The organism is Microcystis sp. M144S2, from assembly GCF_020246065.1.
Classification (GTDB): Bacteria; Cyanobacteriota; Cyanobacteriia; order Cyanobacteriales; family Microcystaceae; genus Microcystis; species Microcystis ichthyoblabe_A.
On record NZ_JADBTR010000017.1, the window covers coordinates 1 to 19,098 of the forward strand.

5 protein-coding genes are annotated in these 19,098 nt (G+C 39.8%); 2 read left to right on the forward strand and 3 right to left on the reverse strand.

All coding sequences use genetic code 11. The annotated features are described in order from the left end of the window. The 3 genes from IM462_RS02520 to IM462_RS02530 all read right to left on the reverse strand — a co-directional run. A partial coding sequence (locus IM462_RS02520) for a non-ribosomal peptide synthetase (protein ID WP_287700006.1) occupies positions 1-8,097 on the reverse strand: 8,097 nt, incomplete at its 3' end. After that, positions 8,094-14,492, reverse strand: coding sequence for a non-ribosomal peptide synthetase (locus tag IM462_RS02525; protein ID WP_287700007.1), 6,399 nt, complete (start codon positions 14,490-14,492; stop codon positions 8,094-8,096). The genes IM462_RS02520 and IM462_RS02525, both read right to left, overlap by 4 nt. Before the next feature lie 87 nt (positions 14,493-14,579). Continuing rightward, positions 14,580-15,233 carry a sulfotransferase family 2 domain-containing protein gene (locus IM462_RS02530; RefSeq protein WP_287700008.1) on the reverse strand — a complete coding sequence of 218 codons (654 nt, stop codon included), beginning with the start codon at positions 15,231-15,233 and terminating at the stop codon, positions 14,580-14,582. A 462-nt stretch (positions 15,234-15,695) separates the two neighbouring features. Here IM462_RS02530 and IM462_RS02535 point away from each other — a divergent pair, with 462 nt between their 5' ends. Together IM462_RS02535 and IM462_RS02540 are read left to right on the forward strand one after the other, a co-directional pair. Further along, positions 15,696-17,765, forward strand: coding sequence for an ABC transporter ATP-binding protein/permease (locus IM462_RS02535; RefSeq protein WP_287700009.1), 2,070 nt, complete (start codon positions 15,696-15,698; stop codon positions 17,763-17,765). 61 nt (positions 17,766-17,826) lie between these two features. Further along, positions 17,827-18,996, forward strand: coding sequence for a DUF6014 family protein (locus tag IM462_RS02540; RefSeq protein WP_287700010.1), 1,170 nt, complete (start codon positions 17,827-17,829; stop codon positions 18,994-18,996). Positions 18,997-19,098: the final 102 nt, after the last annotated feature.

The window sequence follows — 19,098 nt, forward strand, 5'->3', positions numbered from 1 at the left end:
GTCAATAGGAACATAAGCTCCACCGACTTTAAGAATAGCCAATAATCCCACAATCATGTCTAAGGAACGCTCTAGACAAATCCCCACTAATTCATCTGGTTTTACTCCTAATTTCCGCAAATAATGGGCTAATTGATTAGCTCGACAATTTAATTCATTGTAGGTTAATTTTTGCTCTGAACATACCACTGCTACCGCGTCGGGTGTGCGTTTTACCTGTTCCTCAAATAACTGATGAATACACTTATACTCAGGATAGTCAACTTGAGTATTATTCCACTCAATTAATAACTGATTAGTCTCGCTTTCTGTCAATAGGGGTAATTGGGAAATCCGCGCTTGAGGATTGGCTACAATTCCCCCTAATAAGTTGAGAAAATGCCCTGATAATCGCTCAATAGTGCTACTCTCAAACAAATCAGTATTATATTCCCAGACACCTTTTAAGCCATCATCGGTGTTAACCATAGCTAAGGTTAAATCAAATTTAGCTGTAGTATTTTCCGGTGGCAAATCTGTCACCGTTAATCCCGTCATTGCAATCTCAGACTTAGGTGTATTTTGCAGGACAAAAGCGACTTGAAATAGGGGAGTATGGCTCAAATCCCGTTCTGGTTGCAACGCTTCGACTAACATTTCAAAGGGTAAGTCTTGATGCGCGTAAGCATCCATTGTCACTTCCCGAACACGGGTTAATAACTGACTAAAACTCGGATTATCTGATAAATCCGTCCGCATCACTAAAGTATTAACAAAGAAGCCGATTAAACCCTCAATTTCGCCGCGATTCCGGTTAGCGATAGGAGTTCCTACCAAAATATCACTCGACCCTGTATAACGATACAATAAAGCATCAAAAGCAGCCAACAGCGTCATAAATAATGTCACCCCTTGTTGGCGACTCAATTCAGTCAAAGCTTGGCTAAGTTTGGGGGAAAGGGAAAATTCTTGCTGAGTACCGACAAAGCTTTGCACCGCAGGCCGAGGGTGGTCTGTGGGAAGCGATAATAAAGGGGGTGCAGCTGTTAGTTGATTTTGCCAGTAATTTAATTGAGTTTGCAGGACATCCCCTTGTAACCATTGTTTTTGCCAGAGTGCAAAATCTGCATACTGAATCGGTAAAGGAGCTAAATTTGCGGGATGATTTTGAGTGTAAGCATTATATAAGCTGGTCAGTTCGTGAATAAATACTTCGATTGACCAACCATCACTAATAATGTGGTGCATACACACTAATAAGAAATGTTCCGTCTCCGATAGCACCACTAAAGTGATTCTGATTAAGGATTCTTTGGCTAAATCAAAGGGTTGAGTGGCTTGTTTTTGCTTTAATTGCTGTGTTTTTTCTGCTTGCTCCTGGATGGGTAAATCTTGTAAATCAACGACCGATATTGTCTCCCTTGTTGTTTGAATAACCTGAGTCGGTTGTCCATCAATCGTGACAAAATTAGTCCGTAATACTTCATGGCGATCACAGATTTCTCGTAAACTTTGTTCTAAGGCCTTTTGATTGAGGTTGCCTCGGAAATGCAACCCCATCGGTATATTGTATAAAGCGCTATTTGGTTGCAATTGATCTAAAAACCATAAACGCTGTTGAGCAAAAGATAGAGGTAGTTCTGTATCCTTAGTTCTCGGTAAAATCGGGGGGACTGTTAGAGTGAGATTTTGCTGCTGTAATTGTCCAATAAGATGCGCTAATTCGGCTACCGTAGCTGCACCAAATAAACTCCGCAAAGGTAGTTCTATTTTAAATAAACTCCGAATCCGAGAAACTAATTGAGTTGCGAGGAGAGAATGGCCGCCAATTTCAAAGAAATTATCATAAATTCCCACTTGCTCTACTTTGAGTATTTCTGTCCAAATTTGCACCAACATCTCTTCAATTCCATTGCGTGGTGCTACATATTGATCCCGGCGATTTCCTATTTTATCTGGTGCGGGTAAAGCGCGACGATCTACCTTACGATTAGTAGTAAGGGGTAAAGATTCCAGAAAAACAAAAGCTTGAGGAACCATATACAAAGGCAATTTACTGGACAGAAACTGACGCAGTTCACTAATCATCGGTATGCGTTCGTAATGAGCTACTATGTAGGCGACTAAATATTTATCCCCCGGGGTATCTTCCCGAATAATCACACAAGATGTTTGTACATCAATATTTTGGTTAAGTACCGCTTCAATTTCTCCTAACTCAATACGGAATCCGCGAATTTTAACCTGATTGTCAATCCGTCCAAAACATTCAATATTACCATCGGGTAAATAACGCGCTAAATCTCCCGTTTTATACAAATGATTGAACGGTGAATGAGCAAAGGGATTGTCAATAAATTTTTCAGCAGTCAATTCGGGCCGATTCAGATAACCCCGCGCTAAACGAACACCGCATAAATGCAATTCTCCCTTAACTCCAATGGGTACGGGTTGCAGATTTTGATCCAAGATGTATGCTTTTGTGTTAGCAATGGGACGACCAATCAGCACCGAATTGATTTTTTCTGACTGATAATCTAGCAAGTCATGAACTATGGCAGTTACAGACGCTTCTGTGGGGCCATAAACGTTGATACATTGAACCCGTTTTCCGACCATTTGTCGCCAAATATTGACGGTTTCTGGTAACACTGCATCCCCTCCCACGGCCACAACCCGCAGACTGGATGGTACAGTAGCTAATGATTGGGAAACGGCGATTGCCCATTCATGCCAATAGGCAGGGGTAATATTTAAAACGGTGAGGCTTTCTTGTTCAATAAAATCGGCAAAATCAGTCAAAGTTGGGAACATTTGCCCTGGTCTTAAAACCACTGTGCCACCTTTTAACCAAGTGGGGAAAATTTCTTCGGCGGCGACATCAAAACCAAAGGAAGCAAACTGTAAAACGCGATCAGATTCTGTTAAACCGAATACTTCACTAATGCCCCAACTATGATTAACTAAGGCCGCGTGAGTTAACATCACTCCTTTAGGTTTACCGGTTGAACCAGATGTATATAATAGGCATAGTAGATTTTCTGGTGCTACTTCACTGAAGGGATTTTCTGGACTTTGAACTGTCAAAATCTCGGCTAATTTATCTAAGACAATTACCCCCACATCTTCTACTGGCAAAGAATCGAGTAAACTTTCTTGAGTTAGCAGTAGAGAAATTTGGGCATCTTCTGCCATATAAGTCAACCGTTGCTGGGGATAATCTGGATCTAAAGGTATATAGGCTCCTCCAGCTTTGAGAACTGCCAATAATCCGACAATAACTAACAGCGACCGCTCTAGATAAATACCAACTAAAACTTCTGAATTTACTCCCAAAAATTGGAGATAATGGGCTAATTGATTCGCCTGAATATTTAAGTCTTGATAGGTTAATTCTTGACCTTCAAAGACCACTGCTACTGCAGCCGGTGTTCGTGCTGCTTGTTCTTCAAATAAATGATGAATACACTGATGGAAAGGATATGCTTTTTCGGTAGCATTCCAGTCTTCTAATAATTCTTTTGCCTCTACTTCGGTTAATAATGGTAGTTGGAAAATTGGCTGCTGCGGGTTAACAACCAATGCTTTTAGCAAGGTGATGAAATTCCCTGTTAATCGCTCAATGGTGCTGCGATCAAATAAATCGGTATTATATTCCCATACCCCTTTTAATTCTGCACCTGTATTCTCCATCGCCAGGGTTAGATCAAATTTGGCCGTCTCATTTTCTGTGGTGAGGGGAGTGGCGGTTAATCCTGTTAGTTCTAAGGGAGACGGGGGACTATTTTGCAGCAGAAAATCCACTTGAAATAAAGGCGCGTGACTTAAATCTCGTTCAGGTTGTAGGACTTCTACTAACATTTCAAAGGGCAAATCCTGATGAGCATAGGCATCCATTGCCATTTCCCGTACTCGACCCAATAACTGATTAAAATTGGGCTTACCTGACAAGTCAATTCGCAGAACCAAAGTATTGACAAAAAAGCCGATTAAACCTTCAAGTTCACCGCGATTACGGTTAGCAATGGGAGTACCAATTAAGATGTCTTCCTGTTCTGTATAACGGTAAAGTAAGACAGCATAAGCGGTTAACAGGGTCATAAATAAGGTGACACCCTGTTCCTGGGTTAATTGGGTCAGTTTTTCGGTTAATTCCCAAGAAAGGCTAAAGGGTAAATGTCCCCCAGCAAAACTTTGTTGATTGGGTCGAGGTCTATCTGTTGGTAAAGATAGGAGGGCTGGTGCGCCGGCTAACTGTTTTTGCCAGTAGTCTAGTTGCTGTTGCAATACCTCTCCCTGCAGCCATTGTCTTTGCCAAAGGGTAAAATCTCCATACTGGATAGATAGGGGATTTAGAGGCGAAGATAAACCCTGAATATAGGCATTATAGAGGGCGGTTAGTTCCTGAAGAAATACCCCCATTGACCAGCCATCACTGACAATGTGGTGCATACAGACTAATAAGAGATGTTCCGTTTCAGATAACACCACTAAAGTGATTCTGATTAAGGGTTCACCGGCTAAGTCAAAGGGTTGAATCGCTTGATTTTGTGCTAACTCTTGAGACGCAATTACTTTTTCACTACCAGATAAATGCTGTAAATCCACAACCGTAACTGTCCAGGTTCGTGCTTGTATAACCTGGGTAGGGATACCATCAACAGTAATAAAGTTGGTGCGTAAAGCTTCGTGGCGATCGCAAATTTCTTCTAAACTCTGGATTAAGATTTCTGAGTTTAAAGTTCCCTCTAAACGCAAGGCTAGGGGGATATTATAAAAAGAACTATTCGACTCAAATTCAGCCAAAAACCAAAGACGAGTCTGAGCAAAAGATAGGGGTAATTCTGCTGTTTTGTCCCTGGGTAAAATCGGCAGTTCAGTTAGTTGTTCTCCTTCGGAAATCCGTTGTATTTCCTGGGCTAATTCGGCGATTGTCGGTGCAACAAATAACTCGCGTAAGGGCATTTCTACCTGAAAAGCCTCACGGATGCGCGAAATTAGTTGCGTTGCTAATAATGAATGTCCACCCAACTCAAAGAAGTTGTCGTGAATTCCCACCTGTGCAACTTTTAGCACTTTTGCCCAAATCGAGGATAATATCTCCTCAATGGGGTTACGCGGCGCGATATACTGCTCTTGGCTTTGGAATTCGGGGGACGGTAAAGCACGATGATCGATCTTACCATTGGGCGTTAAGGGTAGGGATTCCAAAATGACAAAGGCACTAGGAATCATATACTCTGGTAACTTGGCTTTCAGGAATTGCCGCAGTTCAGTAACATTAAGCGAATTTTCCTCTTTTGGGGCGGAAATAATCTCTATTTGGGGAATAATATAGGCGACTAAACGTTTCTGATTTGTCTCATCTTCTTGGGCAATAACAACAGCCGTTTTTACCCCACTGTGCTGACTAAGAACGGTTTCAATTTCTCCCAATTCAATGCGGAAACCGCGAATTTTTACTTGATTGTCAATCCGTCCTAAATACTCAATATTGCCATCGGGTAAATACCGACATAAATCTCCCGTTTTATATAATTTTGACGGCTCATTGCCCCCCTTATTAAGGGGGGTTGGGGGGATCACTTCATCCTTCTCAAAAGAATTAGGGATAAATTTTTCTTGGGTTAATTCGGGACGATTGAGATAACCCCGGGCTAACCTGACACCGCCAATATGTAATTCTCCAGCTACCCCCACAGGAACAGGTTGTAAGAAAGCATCAAGAATATAAACCTGAGTATTACTGATGGGTCGCCCAATGGGAACATTGGTTATAGTTGGTGAAGTAAATTGGTATAAAGTCGTCGAAATGGTTGCTTCCGTTGGTCCGTAAGCATTTAATAGTCGAGGAAGAGGGGAATATTGACCCGTAATTGTTTGCCATTGCTGGATCTTTGCGGGTTGAATGGCTTCCCCACCAATGACAATTAGTTTAATATTTGAGAGAATTCGCAGATTATCAAGGGTTAATTCAGCGGCTAATTGATGCCAATAGGCAGTAGGAAAACTTAAAACCGTTAATTGCCATTTTTGACAACATTGCCAAAAATACTCACTAGAGCGCAACATCTCTTCTGTTCGCAATACCAAGGTCGCACCCGATAACAAACTAACAAAGATTTCTTCAACGGAAGGATCAAAGCAGATAGAAGAAAATTGCAGAATTTGATCCTCTGAGGTAATACCATACTCTCGAATAGTAGTCAGGATATAGTTGACTACTGAGCGATGTTCAATCATTACCCCTTTGGGTTGACCTGTTGAGCCAGAGGTGTAGATAATATAGGCTAAATTGTGCTGCTCAACTGCTACCAAAGGGTTAACTGTACTCTGTTTGGCAATTGTTGACCAGTCTTGGTCTAAACAGATGGTTGTTCCTTGAAATGCTGGTAATTGTTCCAGAAGTTGTGATTGAGTCAGGAGAATACTAAGTTGAGTATCTTCAAGAATATAGGTAATTCGCTCTTTTGGATAATTAATATCTAAAGGAACGTAAGCTCCCCCTGCTTTAAGTATTCCCAGGATTCCGATAATCATCTCTAGGGAACGTTCAACAAAAATCCCGACTAAACTCTCGGATTTTACCCCTAAAGATTGTAGGTAATGGGCTAACTGATTAGCCTTACAGTTTAACTCCTCGTAGGTTAAAAATTCATCTTCTAGTCTAACAGCGATCGCCTGTGGATTCTGTTTTACTTGTCGTTCAAACAACTGATGCAGACACAAATCATTTTTGTAGTCAATTTTAGTCTGATTCCAATCAAATAATAACTGATTAGTCTCGCTTTTTGTTAGTAAAGGTAATTGACCAATTACTTGTTCTGGATTAGCAATGATCCCAGTTAATAGGTTAACAAAATGCTCTGATAGTCGCTCAATTGTGCTTTTATCAAACAGATCTGTATTATATTCCCAAATCGCAGTTAATCCAGCTTCTTTTACCTGTATAGATAAACTTAAGTCAAACTTAGCTGTCTTAAATTCTAAAGGCTGACGAGTGGCTTTTATTCCTTCTAAATCTATGCTATCTACAATTTCATTATCTAAACCAAACATCACCTGAAATAAAGGAGTATAACTCATATTTCTTTCAGGTTGTAGGGCCTCTACTAACATCTCAAAAGGTAAATCTTGATGGTCGTAAGCATCCGTTGCTGTTTCTCGTACCTGTTTTAATAACTCGCTAAAACTGGGATTTCCTGCTAAATCTGTTCTTAAGACTAAGGTATTGACAAAAAAGCCGATTAACCCAGCTAATTCGCTACGAGTACGGTTAGCGATGGGAGTACCGACTAAAATGTCTGTTTGTCCTGTGTAACGATAGAGTAAAACCTTAAATGCGGTCAAGAGGGTCATAAATAAGGTGACACCTTTTTCCCGACTCAGCTTATTTAAGCCTTGACTAAGTTCTGGAGAAAGGATACATTTTATGCGATCTCCCTGAAAACTTTGTTCTAGAGGACGGGGATAATCGGTAGGTAGATGTAATAAAGCGGGTGCTGCTGCTAACTGTTTTTGCCAGTAATTTAACTGATTTTGTCGGATTTCTCCCTGCAAATATTCCCTTTGCCAAATTGCAAAATCTGCGTACTGGATTGGTAACTCTTGTAAAAGAGGTTCTAAACCTTTAGTATAGGCATTATAAAGGGTTGTCAATTCCTGAATAAATACCCCCATTGACCAACCATCAGAGACAATATGGTGCAGACAAATCAGCAAAAAATGTTCTGTGTCTGATAACTTGAGTAGGGTGGCTCTAATTAGGGAGTCATTGGCTAAATCAAAAGGTTGATGGCTGCCAATTTCTAGCCATTTTTTTATTTCCTGCTCTTCTCGATATTTTGGGCTGTCTTTCCCATTGACAAGCGTTAATTGCCAATTACTTTCTGGTTTAATTACTTGTACAGGATTTCCCTCAATAGTGGCGAAATTTGTGCGGAGGGACTCATGGCGCTGAATAATTTCTTGTAGGCTTTTTTCGAGGACATCTACCTGGAGATTTCCTGCTAAATGCAAGGCCAGGGAAATATTATAAAAGGGACTGTTTGGTTCTAATTGATCTAAGAACCATAAACGCTGTTGGGCATAAGATAGGGGTAATTCTTCAAAATTCATTTTCTTTTTCTTGGTAAAATTGCTGGAACGATGGTATCGGATTTTTCCTGTTTTAACTGTTCAATCCCTTGGGCTAATTCTGCTAGTGTGGCCGAGTTGAATAACTGACGTAGGGGAAGTTCAACTTTCAAGCGATCACGTATCTGTGCTACTAATTTAGTGGCTAGTAGGGAATGGCCTCCCAGTTCAAAGAAGTTATCATTTATACCCACTTTCTCGACTTTTAGCACTTCTGACCAAACAGTTACTAATATATCCTCGATCGGGGTACGCGGAGCAACATATTTGTCTGATGGTTCACTACTAGATTCTGGTGGGGGTAAAGCACGACGATCTATTTTTCCATTAGCAGTAAGGGGTAAGGCATCTAAAATAACGAAAGCATTAGGTATCATGTAACCGGGTAATTGAGCTTTCAGGAATTGCCGTATTTCGTTAATGGTAATCGTTTTTTCCGATTGTGGCACAATGTAGGCCACAAGACGTTTATCTCCTGTGGTATCATCCCTCACTATTACTACTGTTTCCCAAATCTGGGGATGAGATGCTAATAATGCTTCGATTTCCCCCAACTCAATCCGAAAACCCCGAATCTTAACCTGATTGTCAATGCGTCCTAAATATTCTAATTCTCCCTTGGGTAAATAACGGGCTAAATCTCCCGTTTTATATAATTTTGACGGCTCATTGCCCCCCTTATTAAGGGGGTTTGGGGGGATCACTTCATCCTTCTCAAAAGGACTAGAAATAAACCTTTCTGTTGTTAATTCAGGACGATTGAGATAACCTTTTGTTACTCCTGCACCTCCCACATACATCTCCCCGGGTACACCAACCGGTACAAGTTGTAAATGTTGGTCTAGTAAATATACCTGTAAGTCGGGAATGGGACGACCAATCACACTAGCTGTACTATCCAAGTCGGTCATACTTAATGGTCGATAGGTGACATGAACGGTAGTTTCTGTAATTCCGTACATATTAATTAATTGGGGGCATTGGTCGCCATGGCGCTGAAACCAAGGTTGTAAGCTGTTAATTTCTAAAGCTTCTCCTCCAAAAATAACTAAACGTAAGCTTAAATCGTTATCTGTTGTCGATGAACGATCCCCCCTAAGCCCCCTTGATAAGGGGGGAAAACTTCCTTTTAAGGATTCTTCAGCTTGAATTAACTGACGGAAAGCGGTAGGAGTTTGATTAAGAATTGTTACTTTTTCTTGACATAATAGCTGATAAAATGCTTCGGGGGAACGAGTTATTAAGTAGGGGACAACTACCAAGCGTCCACCATATAACAAAGCTCCCCACATTTCCCACACCGAAAAGTCAAAAGCGTAGGAATGAAATAGAGTCCAGACATCTTGACTACTAAAATTATACCAAGCATCTGTAGCGGCAAATAATCGCACGACATTGGAGTGATTGACTAACACCCCTTTCGGTTTACCTGTGGAACCGGAAGTGTAAATAACATAAGCTAAGTTATCTGGAGTGACGGTGTTTTCTGGATTTGAATGGCTGTTTTCAGCAATTTTTTCCCAGTCGGCATCTAAGCAAATAATCGAAGCTTGATGTTGGGGTAGAGTTTCTCCTAGCTTTTGTTGCGTTAACAGCACTGATAATTGAGCATCTTCTAACATGAAGCTTAACCGTTCAATCGGATATTCTGGGTCAAGAGGAACATAAGCACCACCCGCTTTTAATATCCCCAATAACCCCACAATCATCTCTAAAGAACGCTCAAGACAAATCCCCACTAATTGATCAGGTTTTACTCCCAAAGATTGCAAATAATGGGCTAACTGATTAGCTCGATGATTTAACTCATTATAGGTTAATTTTTCACCTTTAAATACTACAGCTACAGCATCAGGAGTCCGTTTTACCTGCTCTTCAAATAACTGATGAATACACTGAGTATAACTGTATGGTGTATCAGTATTATTCCATTCTACTAACAGTTGATGACGCTCTTTTTTTGTTAGTAATGGCAAGGTTCCTACCGACTCTTGCGGATTAGTAACAATTGTCTCTAATAATGTCTGAAAATGACCAGTCATGCGAGCAATTGTATTTTGATCAAATAAATCTTTATTATATTGCCAAAATCCTTGGAGAGAGTTGCCTTCTTCTGTATTTGTTTCCCACATTTGTAAGGTGAGATCAAACTTGGCGTTAACATTATCTAGAGGTAGATGCGATATTTTTAACTCAGGATTTTCTAATTCCTCCATTGCCACATTTTGTAAAACAAACATCACCTGAAACAAAGGACTGTGACTAAGACTGCGCTCTATTTGCAAAGTTTCGATAATCTGCTCAAAAGGAACGTCTTGGTTAGCATAAGCATTCGTACAAACAGAACGCACTTGTCTTAATAATTCTTCAAAACTGGGATTACCTTCTAAGCGAGTTCGCATCACTAGGGTATTCACAAAAAAGCCAATTAATCCTTCTAATTCTTGATAGTTGCGATTGGCAATCGGTGTTCCTACCAGAATATCATCTTGACCACTATAGCGGAATAATAGAGTAACATAAGCCGCCATCAACGTCATAAATAGGGTAGTTGCTGATTTGTGGCTGAGTTCTTTTAGAGATGCTGTCAGTTTGGCATCTAACTGGAAGGAAAAACATCCACCTCGGAAAGTTTGCACAGAGGGACGGGGTCTGTCCGTAGGTAATTCTAGCAAAGGAGGGGCTGCGGCTAACTGTTGTTTCCAGTAATTAATTTGGTTTTGGATGGTGATAAAACCTTGAGTTTCTCCTTGTAACCATTGTCGTTGCCAAATTGTAAAATCGGCATATTGAATCGGCAATTCTGAGAGAACAGAACCATCATCAAGCAAAAATCCTTGATATAAACTTGACAATTCTTTGAGCAATACTCCCATTGACCAACCATCACTAATAATGTGGTGCATGGTCAATAACAAAGCTGATGATTCTGATTTAAGTTGCACTAAGGTGACTCTTAGCAATATTCCCGTAGTCAGGTCAAAAGGTTGTAATTGATCCTCAGTTGCTAAAAGTTGTAATTGTTGTGACTGTTCTTGTCCTGATAATCCTTGTAGGTCCACAACCGAAATTTTCAGAGTTGCGCGGGGAGCAATTACCTGTACTGGAGTTTCTGCTACTTCCTTAAAATTAGTGCGTAGAATTTCGTGACGACGGACAATTTCGTTAAGACTAAGTTCTAAAATTTCTATATTTATGCGTCCCTGAAGATGAACCGCTTTAAACATATTGTAAAAAGAGCTGTCTGGTTCTAATTGCGCTAAAATCCATAGTCGCTGTTGAGCAAAAGAAACCGGGAAAGTCTGAGGTTCGGCGGGATTTTTTCGACTAATTTGAGGAATATTATTGTTATTTTTCGGATAGCCAAAAGACTCTGCTAGTTGCCAAGTTACATTACCTAAAAAGTCAGTGTTGTAGTAATCTTTCCATTGCTCAATGGTGTTAGGATTAATGCTTTGATGTTGATGAAATTTTACATCTCCTAGCATTCTAGATTCGGCATAAATACCGTCAGTCATGCGATGCTTTTTCTCTTGGTAGGGTTGCAGCATATCAGGATTAAATTCTACTCCTAAAAACTGACATAAACTCTCTAGGGTTTTCTGTGGCTGCTTAACGATGTCTTCAAATTTAACTTGATACTGACGTTGGGGAGAAACTTGTTGTAGAAATTCGCAGATATTTTGATGGCTAATCAGCCAAATGAGTTCGGCAAGTTCTCGATCATTGAAAGGATTTTGATAGGGAAATATTTGCTCAATTTTAGCTTCTTCATAAGAGTGAATCATTCCTAAAGGATGACGCACCAGATGAATATATAGAGGGTTATCAAAATTTATTTCTGCTCGTTTTAGAGTTTCTAAATCTAGAGAATAGGATGGAGTTTTATCCACTAAGATTTTATCTCCCAACCATCCCTGTAGAAGACGGTAAAACTGTTTGCTAGTCAGATTTTTCTCTTCTAATTCTTCCATAATTGCGATCGCTTTTTCAGCATTACACCCCTTAATTTCCATGATGGTGCGAACTGTTCCTTCCATCCAGAATTTGTAACGGCCAGAAAATTTCGCCTTTCTTTCCCTAAGAATATTAAACCCTAGTAGCTCCAATTCTGGAGGTGCAAAAAGCTGTGGATTTCCTCCTAAGATAACGCGGAGTAAGGTGGAACCGCTACGATAAGGAGAAAGGATAAATATAGCTGGTGGATTTTTGCTATTGTCATCATCTATTGGGCTGCTAAGAGCAGGAATTAGGGAGCGCATTTGTAACACTTTAGCTTCAGCAATGCGCTCCTGTGGTAGGTTGTTAATTTCGGTTCTTTCTTTACCTAGTATTTTGGTAACTGCTTTTGGATAATGTTCCTCTATATATCCGGCTAATTCCTTAACAGTCTTTCTGTCAAATAAAACAATAAAGTGAATAATTTCGTTTAGTTGTGCTTGCAGTTTATTAATTAGAATTGCTCCCCGAATTGAATCACCACCAAGCTCAAAAAAATCGTCATCTCTCCCCACTCTGTCAAGTTTAAGGACTTCTGCGAATAGAGAAGCAATCACTTTTTCTAGAGGAGTACGAGGAGCAATAAATTCTGTGTCTAACTGAGTCCGTTGACGCTGGTTTTGAGAATTAATTGTTCGCAGAATTAGTTGAGCATCATATAAGTTATTTCCAATCTCTTCAAAAAACTCTGATCGGATAATTCTCTTAACTGTTTTAGATGAATTTTTAGTAGCTATTTTATGTTCATCACCGAGAGGAGTGAAATTAACTTTAGACGCAATATAACTAGGAAAATTAAATAAATATCTCTCCTCTTTTTCCTGCTGAAATTCTTGACCAACAGTCCTTAAAAAATCCCAAATTGGTTGATTTTTGGGGGTAGGTTTATAAATAAGTTTGAGTTGTTCTAACCCTTTTTGTTGAGCAATTGTACCCAAATAAGCTAACATTTTATGTTCTACACCGCGACCCAATACTCGACAACTGAGCAAAAATGTATCGACAATCAGGGATTTTTCTTGAGCAGTAAATAATAGCAAACCAACTAAACCATAATCCCCAAAACGATCTTTTACTTTAACCACTCGACAGTCTAATTCCCCTAGACCACAAAGTTTTTGAATTTGGGATTCTGAGCGTCGGATAGTTGTTAAGTTAAATTGGTTAGTACGTTGAGTAAGTTGGGCAACTCGCGTCAATTCCTCCGTTTGCATCGGGGAAATCTCTATTTCTAAGTTGAGTTGGCCGAGAAAATCCTCAAAAGAAAGGGAATATTTTTGTAAATTCTGACGCTGAATATTCTGTTGATAAAGATTAGTTCTTTGTCGGTCTTCTTGAGTGGTTTTGAGTTGATCAAAAGCCCAAATATGTTCTAAAAATTTTGGAATATGATCGCAATTTTCAGGAAGTTGTAATGTCAAAACTTCTGGACAGTTTGCTCTAACTTCCGCACACTCAACCGGATTATCATCAATAAAAATAAAGCTATCTAATCCTAGTTGTAATTCCTCCGCTAAGGATTGCAAATTCTGAGATTTTTCTTGCCAGTTAATGCGCCAATTTACTAAATGATTTTCCTTAAGCAACATATCGGGATGTCTTTCAAAAATGGCAAAGACATCCTCTGGTTGATTCTTACTAGATAAACAGATTAACTTTCCTGCTGCTTGCTGTGCGATGATAAATTCTTGTAAAGCTCGAAATGGAGCATCAATTTTCACTCCCTTAACTCCATCTTCTCCACAAACCCCATGCCATAATGTATTGTCGCAGTCAAGGACAATCACTTTGTAAGGAGAGTTTATCAAGGCTAAGATTTTTCGCGCTAATATTGTCCCCAAAGCCGCAAAAAAAGCCAAGGTATAGGGAATATTTCCTAGTTCTTCTCCATAAGGATCATAATACTCTTGTACAGGATAAGTCTTGAGTAATGCTTGACTTTTAATTAGATATATGCTAGGGATATTCTGGAGATCACGGTCTAATTGTTCTTGTAATTTCTCATGTAAACTATTGAACGTTGTATCATGGGTTGGAGAGGGGGGACAGACACAGACTAAATAGGGAATTGGTGAGCGCATTGTCGCCGTTTTCAAGGCATTACCAAAGTCTCTAAGGGTTTGCTCTAAGGTCAATTCGGCCTTGTTTTTACTTCCTTCCCAGTCTTCAAACCTAACCAGAATCACATTAACCCCATTTTGATTAGTCGCTAAAAGACTAGCAGGATTGAGTAATTCTTGAAAGACTTGATTGTACTGAGCAAATTCTATTGAATAAGGAAATCCTATTTTTTTGAGCCAATATGACAGGGAATCCTCCACTGGTTCACTGGTAAATGTAGCTGTAATAACGATTTTATGATTAGCAAGTGCTTTCATTATTGGCATGGGTTACTCTGTTGGCAGCGACAATACGAAGTCTATCTGATTTTATCTTCAAACGGTTTTCCTAGTTAATCCAATATATCAAAATTTATAGCCAAATTTCTCTATATCTCTGCTAAAGTATTTTGCGATAATCTCAATAGTATCATCATCGTAATATTCACGGTAGTTGCCATGTTTTGAGGAATTAATATGAGGTAAAGTCGCATTTATACCAAGTTTTTCACATAGGACACTGAAGTCGTTATTAAGATTTTCAAAACGGCAGATAAAATCTACTAAAATTTTCCCTTCATGATCTGTAATCCAATCCAACTGAGGCATAAACATTTTAGGGATGTCATAATACAAAGGATCTTTATTCCCGTAGGTCAACTTAACCCACTCTTTAAATTTTATTGGTTTTGTCCTTAAATTTGTCTGATTGGTTTCAACACGATAATGAAAGTGAGAAATAACTTTGTCCCAAGGATTTCTAACACTTGTAAATTTATATACTCGCTCCCACCTTTGTTTGCCCATTTCGTCAATTTTTTCTAAAGCAGTTTTATGCTCAAAAGGTAAATTTAGAGATTTCTCAATACTTCTGCCACCTGTCTTATTAATATGAATAAAGACAACATTGCCAAAATAGCGTTGGCGCAAAAGTTTAACTTGTTCACCGACATAATAGGGAATATATAGTATATCTGTAAACTCTATTTTCTGATTAGCAAAGGCTGGTATTACTGGCATGGGTTAGTCTGTTAAAGGCGACAGAAAGACAAAGTTGAGAAAAGCAAAAAAAGAAGCTAAGGCGAGCAAGTCAGACAAGCAGGTCATAGCCGTCCCTTGTGTCCTGACATCCTATCATAGGAAAGGAAATTTGTCATGGAAGAGAAAAGAAAATTTGTCATGGTCAACGAAATTCGGTAATATGTGGTAGTCTGAGAAGCGCTCACTAGCTTTAGCTATCAAAACAACGGTTACTTGTAGTAAGATAACGAGGGTTAAAAAAGCAGTAGCAGGGGGGCTGAGAAAGCCATCGCTCTATGCTGACAGATAAAGCGACGGGAGTATGTTACCACAACTCAAGCACAATAACCTTAAAATTGTCGGGGAGCTTTATATTTTCGCCAATTGCCTTCTACTCCGCCAATCCAGCCAAAATCTAAAATCATTCCAGCAAAATGTCCACAACTCAAATATAAATGCTATATGTCCGCCAAAGTCCCTCAAGATCGATCGACGACTAATATTATCTCCGATGTCAGCAAATTTTGGCACAGTGTCAAGCTGATCGCTGCTCCCTATTGGTATCCTACCGAGTCGGGGGGAAGGACTTTTGCCGATGTGATTCAAGCTTGGGCAATGCTCATCCTACTAATCGGGGTAATCCTAGTAGTTGTGGGATTAAATGCCTTCAATAGCTTTGTTAGTAATTACTTAGTTGATGTCATTCTTGAAAAAAGTGATTTTGATAAATTTGTCAAAACTTTGGTAGTTTTTGCGGTTGGACTGCTCTTTATCACCCTTTTGGTTGGCTTGCTTAAATTTCTCAGGAAAAGAATCGCCCTGGATTGGTATGCTTGGCTCAATGACTGGATTCTCAACAAATATTTGCATAATCGCGCCTATTACAGAATTAATTTTAAATCCGATATCGACAACCCAGATCAGCGTTTATCCCAGGAAATTGAGCCGATTACCAGTAAAGCTCTCTCCTTTTTTGCCGTTGCCCTAGAAAATGTCCTAGATATGATCACTTTTTTAGTGATTCTCTGGTCAATTTCTTCCTCTGTCGCCATTATTTTAGTCGTTTGGACAATTCTCGGTAACGTCATTGCTATCTATTTTAACCAAGCTTTAAATAAAATTACTCAAGAAGAATTAGAACTTAAGGCTAACTACAATTATGCTCTAACCCACATTCGTAATCATGCGGAGTCAATCGCTTTCTTTGAGGGAGAAAATCAGGAATTAAATATTATTCAGCGGCGATTTAATAAACTCTTAGACAGCGCTAAACGTAAAATTGATTGGGAGAGAGGCACAGAAATTTTTAGTCGGGGCTATCAGGCGGCAATTCAAGTATTTACTTTTGTCATTTTGGGTCCTTTGTATATCAATAGTGAGGGCATTAGTTTCGGACAGGTCGGGCAAGCCTGTTTAGCGGCTAATTTGTTTGCTACGGCGCTGGCGGAATTAATTAGTGAATTTGGCACTTCGGCACAATTTAGCAGTTATGTTGAACGTCTATCGCAATTTTCCCAAGCCTTAGAAGAAGTCATTAAACAACCAGAAAATTTAAGCACGATTACAACTATCGAAGAAACCCAATTTTCCTTTGAAGATGTCACCTTGCAAACTCCCGATTATGAACAGGTAATTGTCGAAAACCTCTCCCTTTCTGTTCAGCCTGGACAAGGTTTATTAATTGTCGGGCCGAGTGGTCGGGGTAAAAGTTCTTTGCTACGCGCTATCGCCGGTTTATGGAATGCAGGAACCGGCCGATTAGTGCGTCCCCCCCTAGAAGAAGTATTGTTTCTGCCCCAACGTCCCTATATAATATTAGGAACCTTGCGAGAACAGTTACTTTATCCCAATCGCAATCAAGAAACCAATGAGATAAAATTAAGGGAAGTTTTGCAAGAAGTCAATCTCCAAAATTTACTAAATCGAGTCGATAGCTTTGATACAGAAGAGCCTTGGGAAAACATTTTGTCCCTGGGAGAACAACAACGTTTGGCTTTTGCCAGGGTCTTAATTACCCGTCCCAGTTTTACTATCCTCGATGAAGCCACAAGTGCTTTGGACTTAAACAATGAGGAAAATTTATATCGGCAATTGCAGAAAACTCACACAACTTTTATTAGTGTCGGACATCGGGAAAGTCTCTTTAACTATCATCAATGGGTTTTAGAACTCTCTAGTAATTCCCATTGGCAACTGCTTACAGTAGAGGAATATCGCCGACAAAAAGTGAAAGAAATTATTAATATTTCTGTCGATAATTCTCAAGATAGGCTCGAAGATTTAGCGAATCAGGAAACCGAAGTCAATCCTAAAATCAATTCTGCCGGGGAACCCCCCCCCGAATCGCCAACGACAACAATCTTAACAGAAGTCGAAGAGGGACTTTCCCATGCACAAATGAAGGAATTAAGCGACTATTCCCTTAGTAGCATCAGAAGCAAAGCCAGTCAGGGAAAATCAATTACGGGGAAAGATGGACTGACCTATCGCTATGACAAAGACCCTAAAATCTTAAAATGGCTAAGAGTTTAGCCGATGAGAGACCGGTCAAAAAACAACGTTAAACCATTACACCAACTTAGCTACCCAAAAAATGAATCAAACCCTGGTCAATCAACAACAGTTGTTCCAAGAAATCGTCCAAGATATCGAGCAAAATAAAATTGCAATTGCGGCGAAAAAACTGCGTCAACAGGAAGCAGATGGCTGTGAAATTCCGGCTCAGTGGCTGTGGAAAACAGCAGAGGCTTTAGAAACCAACGACTGGAGCATTTTATCAGAAGATTTCATTAATCTGAATTTTATCGGTAAAAATGGTTATTTTCTCATGATTGCTCCCTATCGCATCAATCGTCAGGGAGAACGACAACTCACTTTGAGTGCGATTTACGGAAAAATTCACCAAAATAGTCAACCTTCTATCGAACAACTAGAAAGCTTGACTCGTGAAAAATTTGGCAGTCTAAGACAACCGATTCCTAGAAATTTATCCTTTACTGAAATTGCCAGTTGTGGCACGATTAAAGGTGAAAAGGGGGAGGCTTTTATCGTTCCCCATAGGTGGACTTTTCCCAATAGTGTTCAGGGGCCAGCTTTAAATAATGCCAGTGAGCAAAAAAGACGCTTTTCTGGCTCTAGCTACGAATGTATCCGAAAAATTTTTGAGCCAGAAACGGCCGATTTGCTATTAGGACCCCTGGAGGATCAAATTAATGGTGAACGCTATCGTCATCTCGATACCCAATTCCATGAAGCGGGTCATGCTAGTGGGTTAGGATTTGACTTAAAACTCAAAAATAAACTGTTTCAAAACTATACCTATGCCGGAGTCGAGGAGTGGCGCTCAGATAGTTTAGGCTTTGAATTTGCCGACTGTGCTTTACCTGCCGAAGAAGCGGGAAAATTAGTCGCTGTTAATTTCTGCATTCGCTTTGGTTTAGATGCTCACCGTTTAGGGGGTTTAGAAAAAGATGTGGATGTCCATGCTAGTTTGATCAGTTTGGAATATCTCTTGCAAAATGATGCCATTTATCTCACAAAAAATGGTCAATTGGCCCTGCGTAATGTCAGTTATCCAGGCTTACTAAAAGCGGTGGAAATGCACCGAACAAAAGCCTTATCTCTAACGCGAAGGGAGTTAAATCTAAATAGTCCAACAGGTCTTTTTGCTCTGTATAAAGTAGAGATTCATCCCGCAACCCAATTAATTTTTCAGGGACTAATTGTAGAGCGCTGCCGAGGAATTTGGTTAGAGTTACAATAAGTACCTAGGGTTTGCTGATGACCAGCCCGGGGAGGGATGTCAGGCAGCCATGAGCATCCCACCAAAGCCTATTGATGGCGATAGGGATTGGGGTCAACTCCT

Coding starts and splice junctions, on each gene's coding strand:
- IM462_RS02530 (WP_287700008.1), bottom strand. CDS start 15,233: ATGCCAGTAATACCAGCCTTTGCTAATCAGAAAATAGAGTTTACAGAT.
- IM462_RS02540 (WP_287700010.1), top strand. CDS start 17,827: ATGAATCAAACCCTGGTCAATCAACAACAGTTGTTCCAAGAAATCGTC.
- IM462_RS02535 (WP_287700009.1), top strand. CDS start 15,696: ATGTCCGCCAAAGTCCCTCAAGATCGATCGACGACTAATATTATCTCC.
- IM462_RS02525 (WP_287700007.1), bottom strand. CDS start 14,492: ATGAAAGCACTTGCTAATCATAAAATCGTTATTACAGCTACATTTACC.